Annotated in this window: 18 protein-coding genes; 6 read left to right on the top strand and 12 right to left on the bottom strand. The window is 54.6% G+C overall.

Annotated elements, in window-relative coordinates; translation table 11 throughout:
• The first annotated feature begins 193 nt into the window (after positions 1-193).
• Together hflK and hflC are read left to right on the top strand one after the other, a co-directional pair.
• Positions 194-1,321 carry an FtsH protease activity modulator HflK gene (hflK, locus tag ACYX34_RS16910; protein WP_462077756.1) on the top strand — a complete coding sequence of 376 codons (1,128 nt, stop codon included), beginning with the start codon at positions 194-196 and terminating at the stop codon, positions 1,319-1,321.
• Positions 1,318-2,178, top strand: a complete 861-nt coding sequence (gene hflC / locus ACYX34_RS16905; protein WP_462077755.1) for a protease modulator HflC — start codon at positions 1,318-1,320, stop codon at positions 2,176-2,178. The genes hflK and hflC overlap by 4 nt, the downstream gene beginning before the upstream one ends.
• 143 nt (positions 2,179-2,321) lie before the next feature.
• On the opposite strand, the gene ACYX34_RS16900 is transcribed toward hflC, so the two are convergent.
• The 4 genes from ACYX34_RS16900 to ACYX34_RS16885 all read right to left on the bottom strand — a co-directional run bounded on the left by ACYX34_RS16900 (position 2,322) and on the right by ACYX34_RS16885 (position 7,219).
• A complete protein-coding gene (locus ACYX34_RS16900) occupies positions 2,322-4,034 on the bottom strand; it encodes a formate--tetrahydrofolate ligase (protein WP_462077754.1) in 1,713 nt (570 codons plus the stop codon).
• A 39-nt stretch (positions 4,035-4,073) separates the two neighbouring features.
• Positions 4,074-5,102 carry a M23 family metallopeptidase gene (locus tag ACYX34_RS16895; protein WP_462077753.1) on the bottom strand — a complete coding sequence of 343 codons (1,029 nt, stop codon included), beginning with the start codon at positions 5,100-5,102 and terminating at the stop codon, positions 4,074-4,076.
• Positions 5,103-5,237: 135 nt separating this feature from the next.
• The gene (gene cutA, locus ACYX34_RS16890; protein WP_462077752.1) at positions 5,238-5,570 is read right to left on the bottom strand and encodes a divalent-cation tolerance protein CutA; all 333 of its coding nucleotides are present in this window, start codon (positions 5,568-5,570) and stop codon (positions 5,238-5,240) included.
• Between the two features lie 281 nt (positions 5,571-5,851).
• Complete coding sequence (locus ACYX34_RS16885) at positions 5,852-7,219, bottom strand: M20/M25/M40 family metallo-hydrolase (protein ID WP_462077751.1); 1,368 nt, start codon at positions 7,217-7,219, stop codon at positions 5,852-5,854.
• Positions 7,220-7,344: 125 nt separating this feature from the next.
• Here ACYX34_RS16885 and ACYX34_RS16880 point away from each other — a divergent pair, with 125 nt between their 5' ends.
• The 4 genes from ACYX34_RS16880 to ACYX34_RS16865 all read left to right on the top strand — a co-directional run bounded on the left by ACYX34_RS16880 (position 7,345) and on the right by ACYX34_RS16865 (position 10,998).
• Positions 7,345-7,803: a ubiquitin family protein gene (locus ACYX34_RS16880; RefSeq protein ID WP_462077750.1), complete on the top strand. Its 459-nt coding sequence runs from the start codon at positions 7,345-7,347 to the stop codon at positions 7,801-7,803.
• Positions 7,804-7,908: 105 nt separating this feature from the next.
• The gene (locus tag ACYX34_RS16875; protein WP_462077749.1) at positions 7,909-8,469 is read left to right on the top strand and encodes a LemA family protein; all 561 of its coding nucleotides are present in this window, start codon (positions 7,909-7,911) and stop codon (positions 8,467-8,469) included.
• A gap of 74 nt (positions 8,470-8,543) precedes the next feature.
• Positions 8,544-10,250, top strand: a complete 1,707-nt coding sequence (locus ACYX34_RS16870) for a DUF2207 domain-containing protein (RefSeq protein WP_462077748.1) — start codon at positions 8,544-8,546, stop codon at positions 10,248-10,250.
• Positions 10,251-10,263: 13 nt separating this feature from the next.
• A complete protein-coding gene (locus ACYX34_RS16865) occupies positions 10,264-10,998 on the top strand; it encodes a hypothetical protein (RefSeq protein WP_462077747.1) in 735 nt (244 codons plus the stop codon).
• Between the two features lie 42 nt (positions 10,999-11,040).
• Here the strand turns inward: ACYX34_RS16865 and ACYX34_RS16860 are convergent, their stop codons facing one another.
• From ACYX34_RS16860 to ACYX34_RS16825, 8 genes are all read right to left on the bottom strand, one after another.
• Entirely contained in the window at positions 11,041-12,519 is a 1,479-nt protein-coding gene (locus tag ACYX34_RS16860) for an outer membrane beta-barrel protein (protein WP_462077746.1), read from the bottom strand.
• Positions 12,520-12,711: 192 nt separating this feature from the next.
• A complete protein-coding gene (locus ACYX34_RS16855) occupies positions 12,712-13,461 on the bottom strand; it encodes a zinc ribbon domain-containing protein (RefSeq protein WP_462077745.1) in 750 nt (249 codons plus the stop codon).
• A 72-nt stretch (positions 13,462-13,533) separates the two neighbouring features.
• Positions 13,534-14,511, bottom strand: a complete 978-nt coding sequence (locus ACYX34_RS16850) for a site-2 protease family protein (RefSeq protein ID WP_462077744.1) — start codon at positions 14,509-14,511, stop codon at positions 13,534-13,536.
• A gap of 11 nt (positions 14,512-14,522) precedes the next feature.
• Positions 14,523-15,365: an MBL fold metallo-hydrolase gene (locus ACYX34_RS16845; protein WP_462077743.1), complete on the bottom strand. Its 843-nt coding sequence runs from the start codon at positions 15,363-15,365 to the stop codon at positions 14,523-14,525.
• Between the two features lie 67 nt (positions 15,366-15,432).
• Positions 15,433-16,905 (bottom strand): M16 family metallopeptidase, encoded by a 1,473-nt coding sequence (locus tag ACYX34_RS16840; protein ID WP_462077742.1) that lies wholly within the window; start codon positions 16,903-16,905, stop codon positions 15,433-15,435.
• A complete protein-coding gene (locus tag ACYX34_RS16835) occupies positions 16,902-18,527 on the bottom strand; it encodes a M16 family metallopeptidase (protein ID WP_462077741.1) in 1,626 nt (541 codons plus the stop codon). The genes ACYX34_RS16840 and ACYX34_RS16835 overlap by 4 nt, the downstream gene beginning before the upstream one ends.
• Positions 18,528-18,595: 68 nt before the next feature.
• Positions 18,596-19,243: an HAD family hydrolase gene (locus tag ACYX34_RS16830; RefSeq protein ID WP_462077740.1), complete on the bottom strand. Its 648-nt coding sequence runs from the start codon at positions 19,241-19,243 to the stop codon at positions 18,596-18,598.
• Entirely contained in the window at positions 19,243-19,848 is a 606-nt protein-coding gene (locus tag ACYX34_RS16825; RefSeq protein ID WP_462077739.1) for a hypothetical protein, read from the bottom strand. The genes ACYX34_RS16830 and ACYX34_RS16825 overlap by 1 nt, the downstream gene beginning before the upstream one ends.
• Between the last annotated feature and the right edge of the window lie 184 nt (positions 19,849-20,032).

Genomic DNA, 20,032 nt, shown 5'->3' with positions numbered 1-20,032 from the left:
GGGGATAGCGGGACAGCGATGAGCCTTACAGCCATTTGAAATGAGTTTGAGCATGCATGCCTCTGGAATCGATCACATCACTCCATCTCTATTCTCCGGCTTGCAGATCTATCTGGATCTTGTCACTCCCGGCTACACTCTGGTATGGTGCAGCGCTGTTGTTTCATCACCAATTGTATTCGGACATCGCTGAATGGTCTGGGACCCAAAAGATCCGTGGGGCAAGAAGCCTGATCCGCTTGAAGACGCGCTGAAGCAGGCACAGTCTCAGCTCAAAGATCTCATCCCCCCGGGTGGGCTCAAAAGCCTCTTACCTTCCGGCGGAGTCTTGAATCTTGTCATTGCTGCGGTGGTGATCTTGTTCATCTGGCAAGCAGTGTTTATCGTCGCGCCGGATGAAGAAGGTGTCGTTAAGCGATTTGGTGTACCGGTTCGAACCGTCGAGCCAGGTCCCCACTTCAAGATTCCCTTCGCTGAAACCGTCCTCCAGCCAAAGGTCGCCAAACTCTATCGTGTCGAGGTCGGCTTCCGCACCAGTCAACAGGGTCGCCAACAAATGGTGCCGCAAGAAGCCTTGATGTTGACCGGTGATATGAACATCTTAGCGATCGAGTTTATCGTGCAATATAAGATCAAAGAAGCCGGCGAGTTCCTGTTCAACGTCGCGGATATCCATGAGACCATCGGCAAGGCAGCGGAAGCCTCCATGCGGGAAGTAGTTGGCAAGAGTAAGATCGACGAAGCCTTGACCACAGGCAAGGCCGAGATTCAGCAGGGTACGATGACGTTACTGCAAACGATTCTGGATCAGTACCACTCCGGTGTGCAGATTGCCGCCGTACAGCTGCAAGACGTCGATCCACCGGAAGCAGTTGCAGCCGCGTTCAAAGACGTGACGAACGCCAAGGAAGACCGGGAAAAACTCATCAATCAAGCTCAAGGATATCGCAACGACATCATCCCGAAGGCAAAAGGTGAAGCCGCAGAACTCGTCAACCGCGCCAAAGGATTTGCCCAAGCCCGCATGAATCGCGCACAAGGTGAGGCCAATCGCTTTCTGGCCACGTTAAAAGAGTACAACCAATCGAAAGATGTCATCAGTAAGCGAATCTATATAGAAACAATGGAGGAAATCCTCCCCAATATGGAAAAGATCATCATTGATGGGAAAGGGGGCGAGCGCTTGCTCCCGTACCTTCCGCTGGATCGCCGTTCAAAGCCGACATCCGTGAGCGGAACTAAGGCCAGCTCACAGCTTGAGGGCGAGGAATCCCGGGCAGAACCATCTCCCACACTAAAATCCAGAGGGTCTCGGCCATGACCAAGCAGGGGTTGGTGCTGACACTTCTGGCCGTGATTATCGCATTATTCGTCCTCGGAGCCTCTCCGCTCTTCGTTGTTGACGTCATCCAGACCGCAATTGTCGTCCAACTCGGGAAACCCGTTCGAAACATCACCGAACCGGGGCTCTACATGAAGGTCCCCTTCGTCCAAGAGGTCACCTACTTCGACAAACGGCTGTTGGATTATGACTCAAACGCCCAGGACGTTATTACTTCGGACAAGAAGACCTTGCTCCTCGATAACTTCGCGAAGTGGCGGATCACGGATCCCCTGAAAGTCTATCAAGCATTCCAAAGCCAGCGCGGTGCCCTGCAACGGTTGCACGACATCATCTATTCTGAGTTGCGCGTCGAGGTCGGCCGGCACGAACTGCTGGAGATTGTGTCGAGTACACGAGCCGATATCATGAAAGTCGTCACCGAACGTGCAAAAGAAAAGGCCGCAGCGTACGGCATCGACATTCAGGATGTGCGGATCAAGCGAGCCGATTTGCCGGAACAGAACGAGAAGGCCGTCTTCGCGCGCATGCAAGCGGAACGGGAGCGCCAAGCCAAACAATATCGAGCCGAAGGCGCGGAGGAAGCACAGAAGATTCGATCAGAAGCGGAAAAAGACCGTGAAATTATCCTCGCCCAAGCTTATAAAGAGTCGGAAGAACTTCGTGGAGCCGGCGACGCCAAAGCGTTTCGAGTCTACGCCGACGCCTACCGACAGGACCTGAAGTTCTTCGAGTTTACGCGTTCAATGGAAGCCTATAAGAGCGCGTTCAAGGATGGTTCAACGCTGGTGATGAGTCCGGATTCAGAATTCTTCCGATATCTGAAGCAGCGCTGACTTGTAACAGACATAACACCTGCAGGATGTTCAAAAAGGCCGTCCTGCAAGGCCTAAGCGAGAAAAGTGGTGAGGCGGATGCTTCGGTACATTGGCCACCGAGCGATGCCGAGAACAAAGCTGGAGACCTTTTCAACATCCTGCTATGACAGCCCTATAATTTTTCCACTGGTCTCATCAAGGCTGATGCGCTCACCGGCCGGTTTCTTCGGTAACCCTGGCATCAACTGGATCCCCGAGCAAACCGCGGTTACAAATCCAGCCCCAGCTAGGATTCGGAGTTCTTTGATCGGGACGATGAACCCTATTGGTCTCCCCTTGAGAGCCGAGTCGTGGGAGAGTGAGAGCGGGGTCTTGGCCATACACACCGGCATGTTGCCATACCCTAATACTTCTGCCGTATCTATTTGGCGTTCAGCCTCTGGCTCGAATTGAACTCCTGCTGCTCCGTACATGTTCATGGCGATGGCTTCGATCTTTTTCTTGATCGGCCAAGACACATCGTAGAGATGTTTGAACTGACCGGGGGTTTGGACTGCTTTGGCCACAGCTGCTGCCAGCTGTTCCGCCCCCTTGCCTCCATCCGCCCAATGGGTTGAGACCGCGGCATCTACCGCTCCCATCTCCATCGACTGTTCACGCACCCAGTCCAGTTCGGACCGCGGATCGTCCTTGAACGCATTCACCGCAACAACCACTGGCACCCCATGTGCCCGTACATTGGCCACGTGTTGTTGCAGATTGGCGATTCCCTTTGAGAGGGCTTCCTGATTCGGCCCCGTCAGGCTTGTGGGCAACGGTGCACCTGCTTTTGCCACACCTCCCCCACCATGCAGTTTCAACGCCCGCAGCGTAGCAACGACCACGGCCACAGCCGGTGCATCCCCTGAAACCCGGCACTTGATGTTAAAAAACTTTTCCGCCCCGAGATCACTCCCAAAGCCCGCTTCCGTGACGACGAAATCAGCACACCTCAACGCAATCGCGTCGGAGATGATCGAACAGTTACCATGGGCAATATTCCCGAAGGGACCTGTGTGCACGAAAGTCGGGGTTCCTTCCAAAGTTTGGACTAAATTCGGCTTCAATGCGTCCTTCAGAAGAACCTCCATGGCCCCCACGCACCCCAGCTCTTCAGCCCTGACCGACTTTCCGGACGTCGTCAGCCCAACGACGATACGACGGAGACGATCCCGGAGATCCCGCTGATCCTTTGCCAACGCCAAGACCGCCATGATCTCCGATGCCTCGGTAATGACGAATTGGCCGTGGCGTCCGCCCGCTCCCTCTCCCAGGACAATTTCCCGAAGGGCCCGATCATTGACATTCAACGTTCGGGGCCAGGTGGTCTTTTGTGGATCAATCGAAAGCCGGTTTCCATGGAACAGATGATTATCCACGAACGCCGAGAGCAGATTATGACTGGCGGCCACCGCATGAGCATCCCCGGTCAGGTGAAGATTGATCTCTTCCATCGGAATGACTTGGGCACGCCCGCCACCGGTGCCACCTCCCTTCACGCCAAATACTGGACCGAGCGAAGGTTGCCGCAACGTAAGAGCAGCGCGATGCCCGAGCCGAGCAAGCCCCATGGCGAGACCGATGGATGTCGTCGTTTTCCCCTCACCTAAAGGCGTAGGATTAATCGCCGTGACGAGGACGTAGTGTCCTTTGGATGCGGTGTTGAGACGGGTCAAAATCTCCGGCGAGACTTTGGCCTTATCCCGTCCATAGCAGGTCAGTTCTTCGGCATGGATCCCCAATTGGGCTCCGATGTCGAGAATGGAGCGAGGGGTCACAGATTGCGCGATTTCCAGGTCGGTCAAGAGGCGCTCACCCTGGCTAGACTCGATCACACAGGGGCAGGAGAGGCTCCCTTAGCTCTAAACCCATCATCATTCTAAAATGTATTTGGTTGGGTCAAGCGCCTGGCCATTCAGTTTGACCATATAGTGCAGGTGAGGACCCGTCGACAGCCCTGAACTACCGACCAACGCGATGACATCGCCGCGATCGACTCGCTGACCTTCTTTCACCAAGGCCTTGGCCAAATGCCCATAAAGCGTTTCAACCCCGGACCCATGATCAAGGCGGACCATGTTCCCAAGCTTCGGGTCATACCCTACTGAAGTCACCCGCCCCTGTGCCGGTGCACGAACCGGAGTATTAGGAGCCGCCCCGATATCCAACCCATCATGCCAGGCCGGCTTCTCCGTGAAGGGAGAAACCCGAGGGCCAAAACCCGATGTCACCCACCCCTTCACCGGCCAGATAGAAGGGGTCGAGGCCCATCGTGAGGACCGTTGCTCCGCAGCCTCCGATAGCTCTGACAAGATGCGTTCCTGGGCCGTGGTTGCCTTTGAGAGCCATTCCAGGCCATCCTTCACTGCAGCAACCGCTTCAAGATGGTTTTTGGATTCATCAACATTTGCAGCCGAATGTTGGTTGGATCCCCCCTCTCCTCCATCCTTTGAACTTCCCGAACTTGCTGGCCCCACATTTACATTCCCGCTGAGGCTGGGCATGGTCCCTCCTTCAAGAAGGGGAACTTCCTCACCACCTCGGCCATTCACCATATCGCCTGATTTCGGAACTTCTATCCCCAGCATGACCCGAAGCCGTTGATTGACCTCATTCATGGCCCCAATTCGCTTCTTGAGATCATCAATGGCTGTCGTGAACGCCGCAGTCTGCTCCCGCGCGCTCATGGCTTCAGAGCGGAAGGCCGAGAGTTCCCATACCTCTCCCGTTCTCACGACATAGTGGGAAACGACGAGCAGATCGGCAACAACAAGAATACCAACACAGGTTAGCAGCGTCCGGAGAAGCTTCTTGGAAAAACTGAAACGCAGCGGCTTTGCCGTGGACCCTCGAAAGACTACGACCGTATAGGTCCCACCGTCTTGATTCGTTGCCTGAGCCATAATAATCGCCCCCCTGCCAATTGATCCCAGTAGGTTTACCCGGTGGAGACCGTCACGTTACCGACTTCTCTTTCTCCCGGTCAACCCCCCTAAGAGCTGGTGTCCCTTTGAGACCCTCTCAACCACCACCATAAGCTAAGACACTTCGCTCCGAACCCAGTCAAGATACGGCTGAAATCCTTGTTCGACCGAAATCGCTATAATTTCTGGAACCTTATACGAGTGAACCGTTCGAATCGCCTCTTGAAGAGGTATGACTTTATCGGAGGTTGTTTTCATTATGATAAGCGCTTCTTGGTCGTTCACGATCTTTCCTTCCCACCAGTAGGTTGACCGGACTGTGGGAATGGCTGACGCACAAGCCACCAGCCGAGACCGGACCGTCAGATCGGCAATTTTTTCCGCTTCCTCTTGGTTCGCCACGCTCACCATGACGACAACAATAGTATGAGCTGATTCACTACCCATAGGCTGGTCAGGATACCCAACCAGTCCTTATACAATCAACCATACTCCATACTGACCGCTTTCACTAAACCAGCAACTTCTATGCCCACCCACAGGAGAGGATTTTCTTGCCTCGCTCTCACTTTCAACAAGTTAGACGACCAAAATTATGAAAACCGAGAAATTGAAGCCCACCATTGCAGCAGAAACGACACAGCCAACCAATTTTTGTGAAACCGTGTTCAAAACTGATTCTTGTGGGTACCACTAGCAACCTACACAATTAGAGCTATATCTTAACCTTACCTCTTTCTCATTCGTGCTAACTCTTCAAAATAGCAAGCAAATGCCTTTATTCCACCAGAAGCTTGTCCCCAATCAAAATATTCATTGGGAGCGTGATAGCCATGTTCCGGCAGGCTGAGCCCCATGAACAGGATTGGAACCTTCCACATATTCTGCATCGTGACGACCGCCCCGATTGATCCTCCCTCTCGCACGAAGGCTGGCCCTTTTCCAAATCCCGCCTGCATGGCTCGCTTCACACAATCTACATAGGGGCCGGCAAAGTTCCCCTTAAATGGATGGAGCATCCCCTCTCGCTCCACCTTGATGGTCGAATTGATCTTGGCGACGTGTTTTTTTAAGAGGGTAAAGACACGTTCCGGCACCTGGTTGGGAACCAGCCGCATGCTGACTTTCAGCTCGGCATGGCCAGGCACGACGGTCTTGACACCCTGTCCATGGTAGCCACCGCTCAAACCATGAATTTCGAACGTTGGCGAGGCCCAAATCCGACGCAGGACATCGGCAGGATCCTGGACTCTTAGCGACCGGAACCCATAGGCTTCTTTGAAACCCTTGACTCGAAACCCCGACTTCAGGAAACTCTTGATCTCCGCCTTCGTAGGTTCAACCACGTCATCATAGAAGCCAGGAATCTTCACCCTCCCGGTTTTTGCCTCAACACAAGCCTGTGCGACCTCAATCAACTCAGCCAGTGGGTTACGAGCCGCTCCTCCAGTGACACCGGAATGCGCATCTCTCTCTCCAGTGCGTAAGACCAGACGTGCCCCGAGCAGACCACGTAGGCCATAGGGAACCGCAGGCCGCCCTTTGGCGATCCAAATCGTATCAGACACAATGACTGAATCCGGCCTTGGAACCGCGATACGATCCTTGAGACCCGCCCGGAAATTGGGGCTGCCAATCTCTTCCTCAAGCTCCCACAAGAAACGGATATTGATCGGCACCCCTTGTTCGATCGCATACCTGGCACCGAACAACGCCGTAAGGGCCGGCCCTTTGTCATCCGTAGCCCCCCGTCCATGATAGATCCCATGATCGTTCCGAAATGCGAATGGCGCTTGTCTCCACTCGGGCTCTTGCGCAGGCTGTACATCCAAGTGATTGTAGATCGTGACGGTGGGATACTCAGCCCCTACGGTCCAGCCACCTGAAACAATGGGATATCCACCGGTCTCGACAATGTGTGGATTGGCCCCCAAACTGCCCAGATATTGCTTCGCAAGCTCGGCCATGCGCCGCATGTCCCCCGTACGAGATGAATCCATACTGATCGACGGCACTTCCACCATCTGTCCCAAGAGATTCTCAAACTTCGGCCGCGTCTCTGCGATAAAGGTCCGCAGTCGTTGCTCATGTCCCATACTCGTCGCCCTCCTTGGCTCAATGAGGCTGGGATTATAACGAGGCGAGCATTTAAGAGAAAGCTGCTGCGGGTTCCACATCAAGAACATGATAGGATGACACCCAATCCAATCAGTCTCTGCTCATGATTCGTCGTGCAACTCACCACCTTTTCTGCCTCACACTCTCCGCCTCGATCATGTCCTCAACCTTGGTCTGGGCTGAGGAACCCACTAGCATCCAACAGATTCTGGAAGAGCCGAAAACCTACCATCTTCGGCATGTGACCATGCGAGGCATTGTACGAGACGTGCAGTCACTAGCCCCATATACCCTAGCGAATGGGGATTTCTGTTATGGCGCGTACCTTTTCCGTCTGGAAGAGGACGAGACAACCCTGTCTGTGGCCGTCTTGGGAATCTGTGGCAAACCAGTCGTCCGCGACCCAGCGGTCGAAGACGGTGATCGAGTTGAGGTCAGTGCCACGATTCAGGCACCCAGTCACGGAGGAACGATTCTGAGTTTCAAGGGTCCGAAAACGGCGACCGACGAAGAGACGGTCGTACAGGCAGTAGCGGACCGCATTCTCCCCATCGTCGAATAGTTCCTTCCTGGTGTCGGTTATCCTCGCTTTTCTTTACAGCTCCCCGACCCAACGATATAGTTCCCCAAGTTCCCGACTTCTGAATACTCGTGCAATGGAGCGCCCATGACATGGATTCCCTTGATCGTCCTGGCAGTGTGCGTACTGCTTGTCATCGGCATCTACAACAGCCTGGTGCGGTTGAAGGTTCAGTCTGAGAATGCCTGGGCAGACATCGATGTGCAACTCAAACGGCGGCATGATCTCATTCCCAATCTGGTCGAAACGGTGAAAGGCTATGCGAGCCATGAGAAACAGACCCTAGACGCCGTGATCTCGGCCCGCAATCGCGCAATATCAGCAACAACTCCCTCCGCAAAGGCGGAAGCAGAAGGCATATTGGCGCAATCCTTGAAATCCCTGTTTGCCGTAGCTGAAGCCTATCCGCAACTACGCGCGATCGAGAGCTTCACGCAACTACAGGCTTCACTAAACCAAATCGAAGAAGCCCTGCAGAATGCTCGTCGCTACTACAACGCCGTGGTCCGAGACCTGAACACCAAGATCCAGGAATTCCCCTCCAACATGATCGCGAATCTCTTCAGCTTTAAAACGCGCGAATTCTTTGAGCTCGTCGATGTTGCAGAACGAGGCGTGCCGAAAATCAGCTTCGAGCAGACACGCTGATTGGCCCCGTGACAAGGCGCACCCCATCCATCCTCAGATCCGGTTTTTTCCCTCTACTCCTCACCCTATGCCTCGTGGTTAGTGTCGTCCTGGTCGTCAGTCCTCCCGCACAGGGCCGGACGATGGTCATCGAACAGTTCCACGCCGAGATTCAGGTCCTCACGAATGGGGACCTAATCGTCACCGAGACTATCCGACCTCGATTTACAGGCTCGTGGAACGGATTGAAACGTGATATTCCAGTCGAATATCGAACCCCGCAAGGATTCAATTACACCTTATGGTTGAATCTCGTCAGTGCCACGGACGAACACCACGTCCCACTGAAGTATGAGAGTTCTCGCGATCGGCACTATCAAGTCTTCAAGGTCTGGCTGCCGAGTGCTCAGGACACCACCAAGACGCTGATTCTGACCTACAGAGTGTCCAATGGGCTGAAATACTTTGAAGAGCACGACGAACTGTACTGGAACGTGACGGGCGACGAATGGGACGTACCGATCGAATCAGCGGAGGCACGAATTCTTCTGCCTGCTGGAGCGACGGGTGTCAAGGCTCTCGCGTTCAGCGGTGCCTACGGAGCACGTGAACAACAGGCGGACGTAGGTATTACCGGCCCTGAAATTCGTTATCAGATGACACGGCCACTCGGCTTTCGTGAGGGGCTCACTGCTGTAGTCGGCTGGGATAAAGGACTCGTCATCGAGCCAAGTTCGCTGAAATTGACAAGCTTATTTCTGCGATCCAACTGGCCGCTGGCTCTCCCGATCGGCGTCTTTGGCCTGATGTGGCGCCTATGGTACCTGCGCGGCCGTGATCCACATCTACGTCCCATTACGGTCGCCTATGAACCTCCGGGACAACTGACACCCGCTGAGATCGGGACTCTTATCGACAACTCGCCGGATCTTCGCGATATCACGGCAACCGTGGTGGACCTCGCCGTTCGTGGATTTGTCCGCATTGAGGAACGACAGGAGCCCCAGCTCCTCGGCCTCTGGTCGAGCACAGGGTTCTACCTGCATCAAGTGAAGTCCGCCAAGGAGTGGACAGAGCTCAAGCCGCATGAACGGACAATCATGAACGGAATCTTTTCGAACGGCAACGTGACAGTTGTTGCCATCTCCGATCTGAAGAATCGCTTCTACACCTATCTTGATGGGATCAAATCATCTCTCTTCGACCAACTTCTGAAGAAGGGATACTATGCGAGTCGACCAGATCGCGTCAGGTACATCTATATAGCCATCGGTATCGCAGCCGCTATCGCGTCACTCTACGGAGCAGTATTCCTACAGGAAAACTATGGTCTGGCACTCCAGACTGGTCTCGCAGCGGGACTGCTCTCCAGTGCGATCATCATGGGATTCGGATGGTTCATGCCCGTGAGAACGATTCGTGGCACGCGAGTGTTGGAGCAAATACTTGGCTTCGAAGAATTCTTGACCCGGGTTGAGTCCGATCGCTTTGAACGAGTCATGAAGACTTCCCAGATGTTCGAGAAATTCCTGCCCTTCGCGATGGCATTGGGCGTCGAGCACAATTGGGTCCGAGCCTTTGAGGGCATTTACACGCAACCGCCCACCTGGTATCAAGGAAGACATCTCAAAGACTTTCGCCCTAGCCGCTTTGTCGATAATCTCTCGCAGATGTCAACCGCAACCGGAGCGGTCATGACCTCTGCACCACGAAGCTCTGGAGGATCCGGCTTCAACAGTGGCAGGTCTTCCGGCGGATCGTCGGGAGGAGGCTTTGGCGGCGGCGGGGGAAGCGGATTCTAACAGGTGGAATGCGATGCGACGGCTCTCCAGAAAGGTAACCCAGTATTCCTTTAGAATTGTCCTCGCGCTGATAGTGGCAGGGTTGGCTGGCTGTGCGGCCAGTCGAGGGTTCGATCAGGCTGCGATGCGCGAAGCCCTTCATCTCGATTCTCTCTCAACCCCAGAAAACCAATCAGTCTCACATGAGAGCGCTCGCCCCTCCCCGCCGTTTCGCCTTGGAGTCTTCTTTGTCAAACATGATGTTCCCGACACACCATCCATCAGGAAGGTCGAGTGGCTGAGCGCAGATCGGGATCAGCTCCTCCTCGAACTAGCACCGCTACGAGATGAACAGCTTCTCACAGATACGTTCGTGTTGGTGGATATCACATTGCGAGGCGACAATATCAAGGGGATCCGACAGGCGGGGGCTCGGTTTGGAGCTGATATGGTCTTGATCATCGATGGCGTCGCGGCCGTCGATCGGTACAACAATCGCCTCGCTTGGTTGTACCCGACCGTTATCGGCGCCTATCTCGCCCCCGGCACCGAAAGTGACACGCTCGCGATAGCCACGGGAAGCCTGTGGGCCGTACGCTCCGACTGGCACGCTCCTATCCTGACAGTGGAAGCACGATCGAAGACGGTGGGGGCAGCAGCCTTCGTCGAGGACGCCACGGCACTCCAAGAAGCGAAGCAGCAAGCCATCCAAGCACTCGGTAAACGCATCACTGATCAGTTGCAGAGCCTCAATAAGCCCAAGCCGTAGGTAGCGATACTGTCATCGCTCGCTCAAACATACCGCTCGTGCTTAGTACTTGATGATAATGTCAGTGAGAAATGCAAACTGATCTTTGCTGGTACCGTTATCGTAAGGCGTTGCTGAACTCCACCCATGATCGTACCGTATTTCCGGTCTCACAATGAGTTCATTGGATAGCCAATGAGACCAGCCTACCGTATGACTTGAATAGACCGTTTTGAAACCGCTCCGTTGCCCCTTCAGATCAGCGAGCACATCGTTACGAATCGTCAAATAATCCTTGGAAGAAATTTTGATCTGGAAATAGTTCACGGCACCGATGGAGTCAGAGAGACCGGGGATCGTTGGGCCGCAGCCTCCACCTGGTGCGAACGACTTCGTGGGGCCAAAGATGCACGTCCCTCCCTTAGCGGCATCAAATTGGTAGGCATAATACGCTTCCGACATCATATGGAACGTGTCATTGAAGCGATGCGACCATACGCCGACCATGTGTTGCAGATTGTCGTGTCCATTCGTGTACTTCCCTCTTCCCACTGAATTCGCGCCAAGCCAGATGGCGTCCTTGTTATTTCGGGAAAGCCACTTGACCATGAAATGGCCATTCGGTTGGGCCGAATTGGACCACACAGCCATATCGTTTCCTCCGTGGACACCAACATCAACCGTCCACTGAGAATTAAGCCTGATCGTTGCCAGAACACCCATGAAGGTAAATGGATCATAGGTGAACATGACCGAATGGGTAACAAGATAGTTGTTCGGTGCTAACTGAGCTTCGATGTCGGCCGGCGACATAAACCGACCGATTTTCACAACCATTCCCTCTGCAACTCCGGGGAAGTATGCTTGTCCATAAAACTCCATCGGGTCATAGGCGTAAAGCTGATTGCGGTCGAGTAACTGATGTCCGAGCACGCCTTTGGCCGCGGTATAGCGATAATCCGTGCCGTATAAATGGGTGACGCGAAATCCCCAATCGACATGGCTCGTTTGCGACGTATCGAGGCCGCGCTCAATGATGAACACCGCTTGAGAGAGCTGAGCACTATTTGGAACAATCGGGTAGGTTAACGGGATGTTTGTATTGCGAGAAGTGCTGGCATTGAACGATGGAACAATCCATCCATAGATATTCACCCTCGACCCTCTGAGGACCTGTCCGATATCCGTATCTGATAATGCGTTCATCAGCGGCAAATTGTTGGGAGTCGAGTCTGGAATACCAATTGCTGGGCCGACATGTTCGGACATAGGAAACGGTGGGGAGGCAAACGGTGCTGACGGCAGCCGGCGCATCGGTTCTGGACCAACTGACTGTGATGCACCTGTCCCATTGAGCCCTTCGAGATAGGCTCCCCCAAATCGTCCTAGAAAACTCTTGGACGACTTCTCACGGTCGGCAAGCACTTTCGACTGATCCTCAGATGCTTGCGATCGATGATCTGCGTCGTACCCGGTTTGTGCGAAAACCAAAACTGGAAGGCACCCGATGAGGATGCCTGCAAATACACTCCATCGCTTCACTCTGTCACCTGACTTCTCTCTGTTGAACAAATATCTCATGGCACAAGAATCATTGGGGATGCATCACGCAGAATCTCTCGGAAGAATTTTAAATTTCGTTACCCTACCGTATGGATCAGTGTTTTGGAAGTGTGAAGTACCTAGTTTATTGTTTGTGACCCTGCTGAGCACTTGTGCAGGAAGAGTGGGTCGTTATTCCCAAAGTCGGTGATAGTGGCGCAGCAAGAGAGCGCCTCCCCAAAGAAAAGAGGCGAGCATCATGACGAGGCCGATATTGTGCGTGAGGTGGGCCAACCGATGATCCTGTTCCAATAAATTCAGCATCGACAGAATGTTGTTCCAATCATGCCCGTCCGTCTCTTTGCCCGTCACGCCGCCGATGAGCATGAGATCGAGGGCACGCGCATCGTTGATGTACGGTGCAATATCCATCAGACTTTCCGCCGTCCACCAGAGGGCCACTGCGCCACCGAAGGGATCGCGAGTCTTCACCAGAAATGTTCCGAGACAAATAAGCGGCATGAGGATCTGACCGAGCGTGCCTCCCAGAATCGTCATAAAGCGACCGAAGGGCATAAAGATCACATGCCCGGCTTCATGAAAGGGAAGATTGATCAGGTGGAGAAATGATTCGCCGGTATAATTCGTTTCAAGGGGTGTCACGATGAACTTCCATCCCCACCAAACCATGGCCGCGAATACAACCGCACGACCATAGAACGTCATCAACTCGTTTGTCTGGTCTGACTCGATCAGCCATTGCTTCGCTGTCCGGAACCACTTGGCTGTAAACGTCGGACTGGATGGCGAAGGACGCGCTTTTGCGGTAAGCGGTTTGTATTTGGCAAAGATAATCCCGCATCGGACACATTCCTCCGCTCCATCAGACCGATGCGTCTGACATTTGGGACAGCGGAGCACCGATGCGTCTACCACAATCATCCCAATACTCTAGGATTCCGGATGGAATCGGACAAGAAAATCAGTAGAACAGGAAGAGAATGAAGCGCTCGCTTAGTGGAAGGAAAACGGCACCGGCACAAAGGTGAGAACAAACACCGCCAACGCGATCCATCCGACAATCGTTCGATTGCGACCTAGGGGCACGTGAGGATCCAGAACTGGAGGATGGCCGAGTCCCCACAATCCCGCCATAAATGCCCACAGGAACCACCCAGGCCAGCCCAAAAATCCCAACGCCAACAGGACCGGGAGAAAGGCGAGCGCCATGGTCCGTTGTCGTCTCCCCCACAGCGCATACGCCACATGACCGCCGTCGAGCTGACCGATCGGAAGGAGATTAAGAGAAGTCACAAAGAGCCCGAACCAGGCGGCAAAACCGATTGGATGGAGCACCACATCGGCTTCCGGCGGAAGGGGCCCAATCACCACCCATGAGAGAAACTGCAGCAGCAGGGGCTCGCCCAACTGCAATCCCAACGTGGTGGTTCGATCCACCACGGTCGACAAGTTCAGCCCGACGATTAGGGCAACGACAGCCACCACAAACCCTGCCAGGGGACCTGCGACACCGATGTCGAATAAGGCACGACGACTCAGGATCGGTCCCCGCATACGAATAATGGCGCCGAAGGTCCCAATAAAATGGGGAAGGCCCGGGATGAACAACGGTAAGGACGCAGGGACGCGATGAATTTTCGATAGAACGTAGTGCCCCAATTCATGGGTCGTAAGAATAAAAAGCAACGAACCAGCAAATGGGATCCCCTGCCAGAGTGTCTCCGGCGAGGTCAGGAGGAAATTCAATGGGCCGCGCGCTGGGCCATTGTAGGTTTGGTAGGCTCCGGCCCAGAGCGTCGTAAACACCGTCAGCAGAAAGAGGATGATTGGCAACGTCCATTTCGAGAAAAACGACGGCTCGATCTCATCGGTATCCGCAACCTCGATGACCGGCGAAGCCGTCTCGTCCCTGATATCAAGGGCATTCCTGTCCGCGAGATCTCGATGTTCCTCTCGCCCCAAACCATCCATATCAGCTCGCCTTATGGAAGTGCAGCAAACGGATTGTGATCGAGCTCTTCCTCAACGGTGGTGGCAGGTCCATGTCCGGGGAGAAGACGATAGTCCGGCGAGAGCGTCAGCACTCGATCGCGCACGGAATGGAGGTGGGTCGAGTACAGGTCTTTGGGATTGGATCGACCGATCGATCCAGCAAAGAGGGTATCTCCCACAAAACAGACCGGCACCTGTACATCATCCGCACAGTAACAGATACCTCCGGGCGTATGTCCAGGCGTCGTCATACATCGGAGCGTGCGACGGCCGAACCTGATCATGAGATCATTATCTGGGACCACCAGCAACTCCCGCCGTGGTTGCCAACTGAGGAGTTCCACATCTTCCGGTCCAAGATACACAGGAACTTCGTGAGGACGGAGAATCTGCTCAATCCCATCCGCATGATCCGTATGGCCATGGGTCAAACAAATACCGAGGAGCCGCAACCCACGACGGCGAAGCTGATCCAACATCACTGGGGCGTTATACGCCGTATCCACCAGCAGCGCTTCTCCCTCATCGTGCAAGATATATCCTTGCACACCATACCCGTTGATGGAACCCTGTACCATCTCCACCCAGGGCGGCATCCGTTGGGCCACCGGTTCCCACTTGTCGATCGCAATCTGTTCCAGCGGCTTCGCACGCAGTCCCAGCCCCTTAGCCAGGGCCTGTACTTCTGCACGATCACGTGGCTGATCACCTCGTTCCAACGCCGTAATATCGCCGCCCGGCAACCCAGTCATTCGGGCCACGTCACCAACGGACAACCCTTGTCCGATCCGTGCTTTCTTGAGAATGTCGCAAAATTCGTCTTCGAGCGGCATGAATCAACCCTGAGCAGTATGTTCTATTCTCTTCATCCTATGTACAGAAGCGAGGCGCTCCACCCCTTCACCCTTCCGGGTTGAGTGCAATTTCTTTGACCTCTCCAAACGTCGCCAAAGCTTTCGGTAAGGCTTCACCAGACCCAACTGCGATAATCTTCAAACGTTCCGGATGCAAATGTCTTTTGGCCGCAGCCTGGACCTCCTCCTTGGTCAGTGCCACGACCTTGGCACGAAGCTGCTGCAGAAAGTCCTTCGGCAATCCGTCATACTCCAACTCGATCAGCCGGCTGACAATCGCCGAAGGGCTGGCAAAGGAAAACACGAACGAGTTCACATAAGCTTCCTTGGCTTCAGCCAGTTCAGTATCGGTCACCGGCTCTACACGCATCCGTTCGATATTCGCCACAAAGCGCTCGATCACTTCCTTCGTGGAGGTCAGTTTCGTTTCCGCTCGCATCAACCACACTCCTTGATCATGCACTCCCGCATTGAGTCGACTCCCGACGGAATAGGCCAACCCCCGCTTGGTCCGCACATCGTTGAAGAGACGGCTGCGGAACGAACTTCCGCCCAAAATGTCGTTGGCGATCGCCAAGGGAACATAATCGGGATCCTGCTCTTTAATCGACAGATGGCCAACCCGAAGATGCGTCTGCGAGGTATCCTTATTCACAAACCGCACAACCGATTGAGCGCTATCAACTTCCACGACATCGGGAATGCGTAACTCCGGAACTCTTCCTTGTTGCCAATCGCCGAACACCCGGCGAAGCGCCGCCAGCATGTCATCCCGCTTGAAGTCACCCGTCACTCCAATGAACATGCCATTGGGGTGGACCGTCTCACGATGGAACTTGATGAGATCCTCCCGTGTAATCCGTGTGATCGATTCCATCGAACTTTCTCGCGCACTGGGATGCTCAGCTCCATAGAGCGCTTTCGCAAATTCTCGACCGACGATGGCCCCCGGATTATCCTGCCTTCGGCGAATTCCCTCGATAGCTTGTAGTTTGGCCAGCTCCACGCGAGCAGGCTCGAACGTGGGCCGTCGCAAGAGACCGGCGAAGATTTCCAACCCGCGATGGAAATCCTTACTCAATACATCGAGAGACGCCGACCCTGATTGTCGACCGATTCCGATGCTCACATCGCCTGCGAATTGCTCCAACTCCGCATCGACTTGCTCGGCCGACAGCCCCCCACCACCGCCCGTACGCATAACCGCACCGGTCATGGATGCCAAACCGACCTTGTCGATCGGATCCAACCAGCTCCCTGTTCGCATCATGGCCGTCACCGATACAAGCGGCAGCTCATGATCTGCTAGAAGATAGACGACCATGCCGTTCTCAAGCACCACTCGTTCTGGCTCCGGCGGCGAAAACTCCACTGGCTTGAACGTCATGGTTCTGGGATCACCCAGTGCTGCTCCCCCCGCACACGCCGCCATAGCTGAGGCCAGCAGGATGGCCAGGCCTAACAGGCCAGCGATTCCATATCCCTTCATACTTCGCCCCTCACTCCTCACCATCCTCATGGCTGCACCTCATTGATCGACATGGCCGTCACACTTTTACCGGAGCCTTTCTTGACCAACACGGCGACGGTCCGATTCGACCTGGTAAAGTATTGTGCCGCTACCCGCTGGACATCAGCAGCCGTCACCTTGGCCACCTTGTCGCGTGACGTCAGGATGTATCGCCAATGACCGGCAAGCGCCTGGTACAAAGCCAGTTGAGAAGCCAACCCGCTGTTTGACCGGAGGCCCCGCACGAGATCGGCATCCAAGTTATTGAGCACCTTGTCCAGCTCCTGAGCCGAAACCGGCTCCTGCTTCAGCCGCTCAACCTCCTCATAAATCGCCGTTTCGACTTCCGCGGTCGTATGGGGAGCCAATGGTGTCGCCGTGATGACGAACAGGTTCGGCGCACGAACTCCTGGATGACTGGCATCGGACCCGACTGAGACGGCCAGTCGTTTCTCCCGAACCAATTTCTGATGCAAACGAGACGTGAGACCATCACTGAGCACCGCATCAATGACGTCACACACATCGTCATCCGGATGGCCCAAGGTCGGCTTGTGATAGCCGATCACGATTGCCGGCTCGGCATCAAATTCCACTTCGACCCGACGTTCACCTCGTTGTTCCGGCTCCACCGTCACCAAAGGTGGCGCCGGCGGCGCGGCAGGAATTTTCCCGAACGTCTGCTCGATCAAGGCGATGACTTCTTTCGGATTGATATCCCCTACCAACGCGATCGTGGCACGATTCGGGCCATAATAGGTCTTGAAGAACGCTTCCGTGGCAGCCGGTGTCAAGGACAGGATATCAGACCCCCATCCGATGGTCGGAATCCCGTACCCATGGGCCCGGAAGGCAGCCGACGTGAAGGTTTCGAATAAGAGCCCGTTCGGACTGTCGTCGTTGCGCAGACGCCGCTCTTCCATGACAACGCCGCGTTCTTTATAAAACTCACGTAAGACAGGATTGGCCATCCGATCCGATTCGATCGCCGCCCACAAGGGCAGTCGGTTGGAGGGCAAGCTGATCATGTACCGCGTCAGGTCTTTCCCTGTTGATGCATTGAGTCCGACACCACCATGACGCTGGTACATCAACGCCATCTCATTGCCGACTACGTACTGAGCGGCTTGCGCCTGTAACGCCAGGAACCGCTTCTGGAGCGATTCAACTGCGGCTCGTTCGTCCGCTGTTGCCGTTGCCCCTTTCGCCGCCATCTCTCGTTCCTGCAGATCGAGCTCTGTCCCAACGATGGCCAGCTCATCGAGGATGGGTTTTTCTTTCTCGTAGTCGGTCGTCCCCACGATCCGTGTCCCTTTGAAAGCCATGTGTTCGTAGAGATGAGCGATGCCTGTCTGCCCCACCTGCTCATTGATGCCGCCCACGGCAAAGGTGATGTTGATCGAAACAACCGGCGTCTGATGCCGCTCGACCATAAGTATGGTCAACCCATTGGCGAGCCGATGCTCGATCACCCGATCGGCAAAACTCGGGGACGGTGACGCCGCCGACAGCACGTTGACGTCGAAACCGAGACTAAGGGCCATAAGAACAGCACAGATCGTGAATCGTGAAATGCAACGTGCAGTAAGGACGGGGGACTGATTTCCCATGCAGGAAACGGAATGGTCCACAATAACCCTCCCTTGCGTTAGGAGCGTTATGAGAGACGCTTTACGAGAGACGAGCCACGTTCGAGTAGTCATACAAAAATCTCCGTGAGTTGTTCCGGCTTCTCGATAAACCAATCAGGCTGACAGGCTTCCATCTTTTGCCGATTGCCCATGCCATACCCCACGGCACAGACCCGAATGCCTGCGTTATGCCCCCCATTGATATCGTTCGTACTGTCCCCGACAAGGACCGTCCGATCTTTCGGCACACCCATTTTGTTGATGATGTGGAGGAGCATCCCTGGCTCCGGCTTCAGTCCGAAACCATTGTCTCCACCCACCATATACATAAAATGTTGTGGTCCTAACCCATTCAAGATTACGCGCGTGTATTCAATCGACTTGTTGGTGGCGATCACTTTCTGTTTGTGAGCAAAATGCTCGAGCATGGGCTCGATTCCTGGGTAAAAGGTCGTCCGGTCCAAGCAGTGTTCGAGATAATAGCCTCGGAACACGCTCAACGCCTCTTCAAATTTCTCCTGATTCCCTTCTCCGACCGCCAGACGCAGCAGCCGCTTCACCCCATCCCCGACAAACCCGAAAATCTCTTCAATGGGACGCTCCGGCAATCCCAGCGCATTCAGCGTGAAATTGACGGCATGGGCGATATCCCATTTCGATTCGATCAACGTACCGTCAAGGTCAAAGATCAGGAGGTCCACAGGCATCCGTGCCATTAGTTTGCCTTTCGTAAAGATTCGATGAGGGTGGCCAGTACCGTACGATGCGCGTCGTCCAGCTCGTGGAGAGCCGCATCTCGAGCGAAACTCACCATCCGCTTCAGCCCGACATGGGGAGGGATGACCGGTGACAGGATGCGCCAATAATTGCCCACCACCTTCACACGAAAGCGAACCTCTTCAGTCCGGTCTTCAGGGACAAAACTGGCCGCCTCGAGAGACACCACCCCCAATACCTGAAAGGTCACTGGAATGATGACTTCCAAATTGTTCACGATTTCCCATTGCCGGTAATCCTCGGGCACGGTCGGTTTTTGCACGATCACGATACGCTCCCAGGCCGGCTCTGCTTTCCAGCCGATATAGGGCGTGATCGTATCGAATGAGGCGGCATCCAAACGCGCCCCTTTTTGATCCAAGAGAACATACCGCTTGACGACTTCTGCCGGCGAGCGCCGCATTGACCCACTCGGGCTCAACTGTGCATGGGACGGCACCGCCAACACGAGAAGTATTCCGACGAGCAGAGAGAAGAGACCGGCCCGTAACACACGCACCAAGCCGCTCAGATCGATCGTAAACACAGTAGGCTGATTTTGCACGGTGATCAATGAAGAAACGAAGGTGATTCAGGCTCGCTCACGGCACACACCTCATCCGCCTTATTCTAGCAAACAGGCGGGGAGACATCCAGGCAAGTACGCGAATCCTTGCGGAGGGTGTTTGACCTTCGTGAAATGAGAATGCTACGGTCTCCTCGTCCGCACCACATTTCAGGCATAAGGG

It is taken from the genome of Nitrospira sp. CMX1, from assembly GCF_054902215.1.
Note: the sequence above shows the minus strand (reverse complement) of the source record. Positions and strands in the feature narration are given on the sequence as shown.

What these genes read in the sequence shown, in the direction of transcription:
- hflK (WP_462077756.1), top strand. Translation starts at nt 194, where the DNA reads ATGGTCTGGGACCCAAAAGATCCGTGGGGCAAGAAGCCTGATCCGCTT.
- hflC (WP_462077755.1), top strand. Translation starts at nt 1,318, where the DNA reads ATGACCAAGCAGGGGTTGGTGCTGACACTTCTGGCCGTGATTATCGCA.
- ACYX34_RS16895 (WP_462077753.1), bottom strand. Translation starts at nt 5,102, where the DNA reads ATGGCTCAGGCAACGAATCAAGACGGTGGGACCTATACGGTCGTAGTC.
- cutA (WP_462077752.1), bottom strand. Translation starts at nt 5,570, where the DNA reads ATGGGTAGTGAATCAGCTCATACTATTGTTGTCGTCATGGTGAGCGTG.
- ACYX34_RS16885 (WP_462077751.1), bottom strand. Translation starts at nt 7,219, where the DNA reads ATGGGACATGAGCAACGACTGCGGACCTTTATCGCAGAGACGCGGCCG.
- ACYX34_RS16880 (WP_462077750.1), top strand. Translation starts at nt 7,345, where the DNA reads ATGATTCGTCGTGCAACTCACCACCTTTTCTGCCTCACACTCTCCGCC.
- ACYX34_RS16875 (WP_462077749.1), top strand. Translation starts at nt 7,909, where the DNA reads ATGACATGGATTCCCTTGATCGTCCTGGCAGTGTGCGTACTGCTTGTC.
- ACYX34_RS16865 (WP_462077747.1), top strand. Translation starts at nt 10,264, where the DNA reads ATGCGACGGCTCTCCAGAAAGGTAACCCAGTATTCCTTTAGAATTGTC.
- ACYX34_RS16855 (WP_462077745.1), bottom strand. Translation starts at nt 13,461, where the DNA reads ATGATTGTGGTAGACGCATCGGTGCTCCGCTGTCCCAAATGTCAGACG.
- ACYX34_RS16850 (WP_462077744.1), bottom strand. Translation starts at nt 14,511, where the DNA reads ATGGATGGTTTGGGGCGAGAGGAACATCGAGATCTCGCGGACAGGAAT.
- ACYX34_RS16845 (WP_462077743.1), bottom strand. Translation starts at nt 15,365, where the DNA reads ATGCCGCTCGAAGACGAATTTTGCGACATTCTCAAGAAAGCACGGATC.
- ACYX34_RS16840 (WP_462077742.1), bottom strand. Translation starts at nt 16,905, where the DNA reads ATGAGGATGGTGAGGAGTGAGGGGCGAAGTATGAAGGGATATGGAATC.
- ACYX34_RS16830 (WP_462077740.1), bottom strand. Translation starts at nt 19,243, where the DNA reads ATGGCACGGATGCCTGTGGACCTCCTGATCTTTGACCTTGACGGTACG.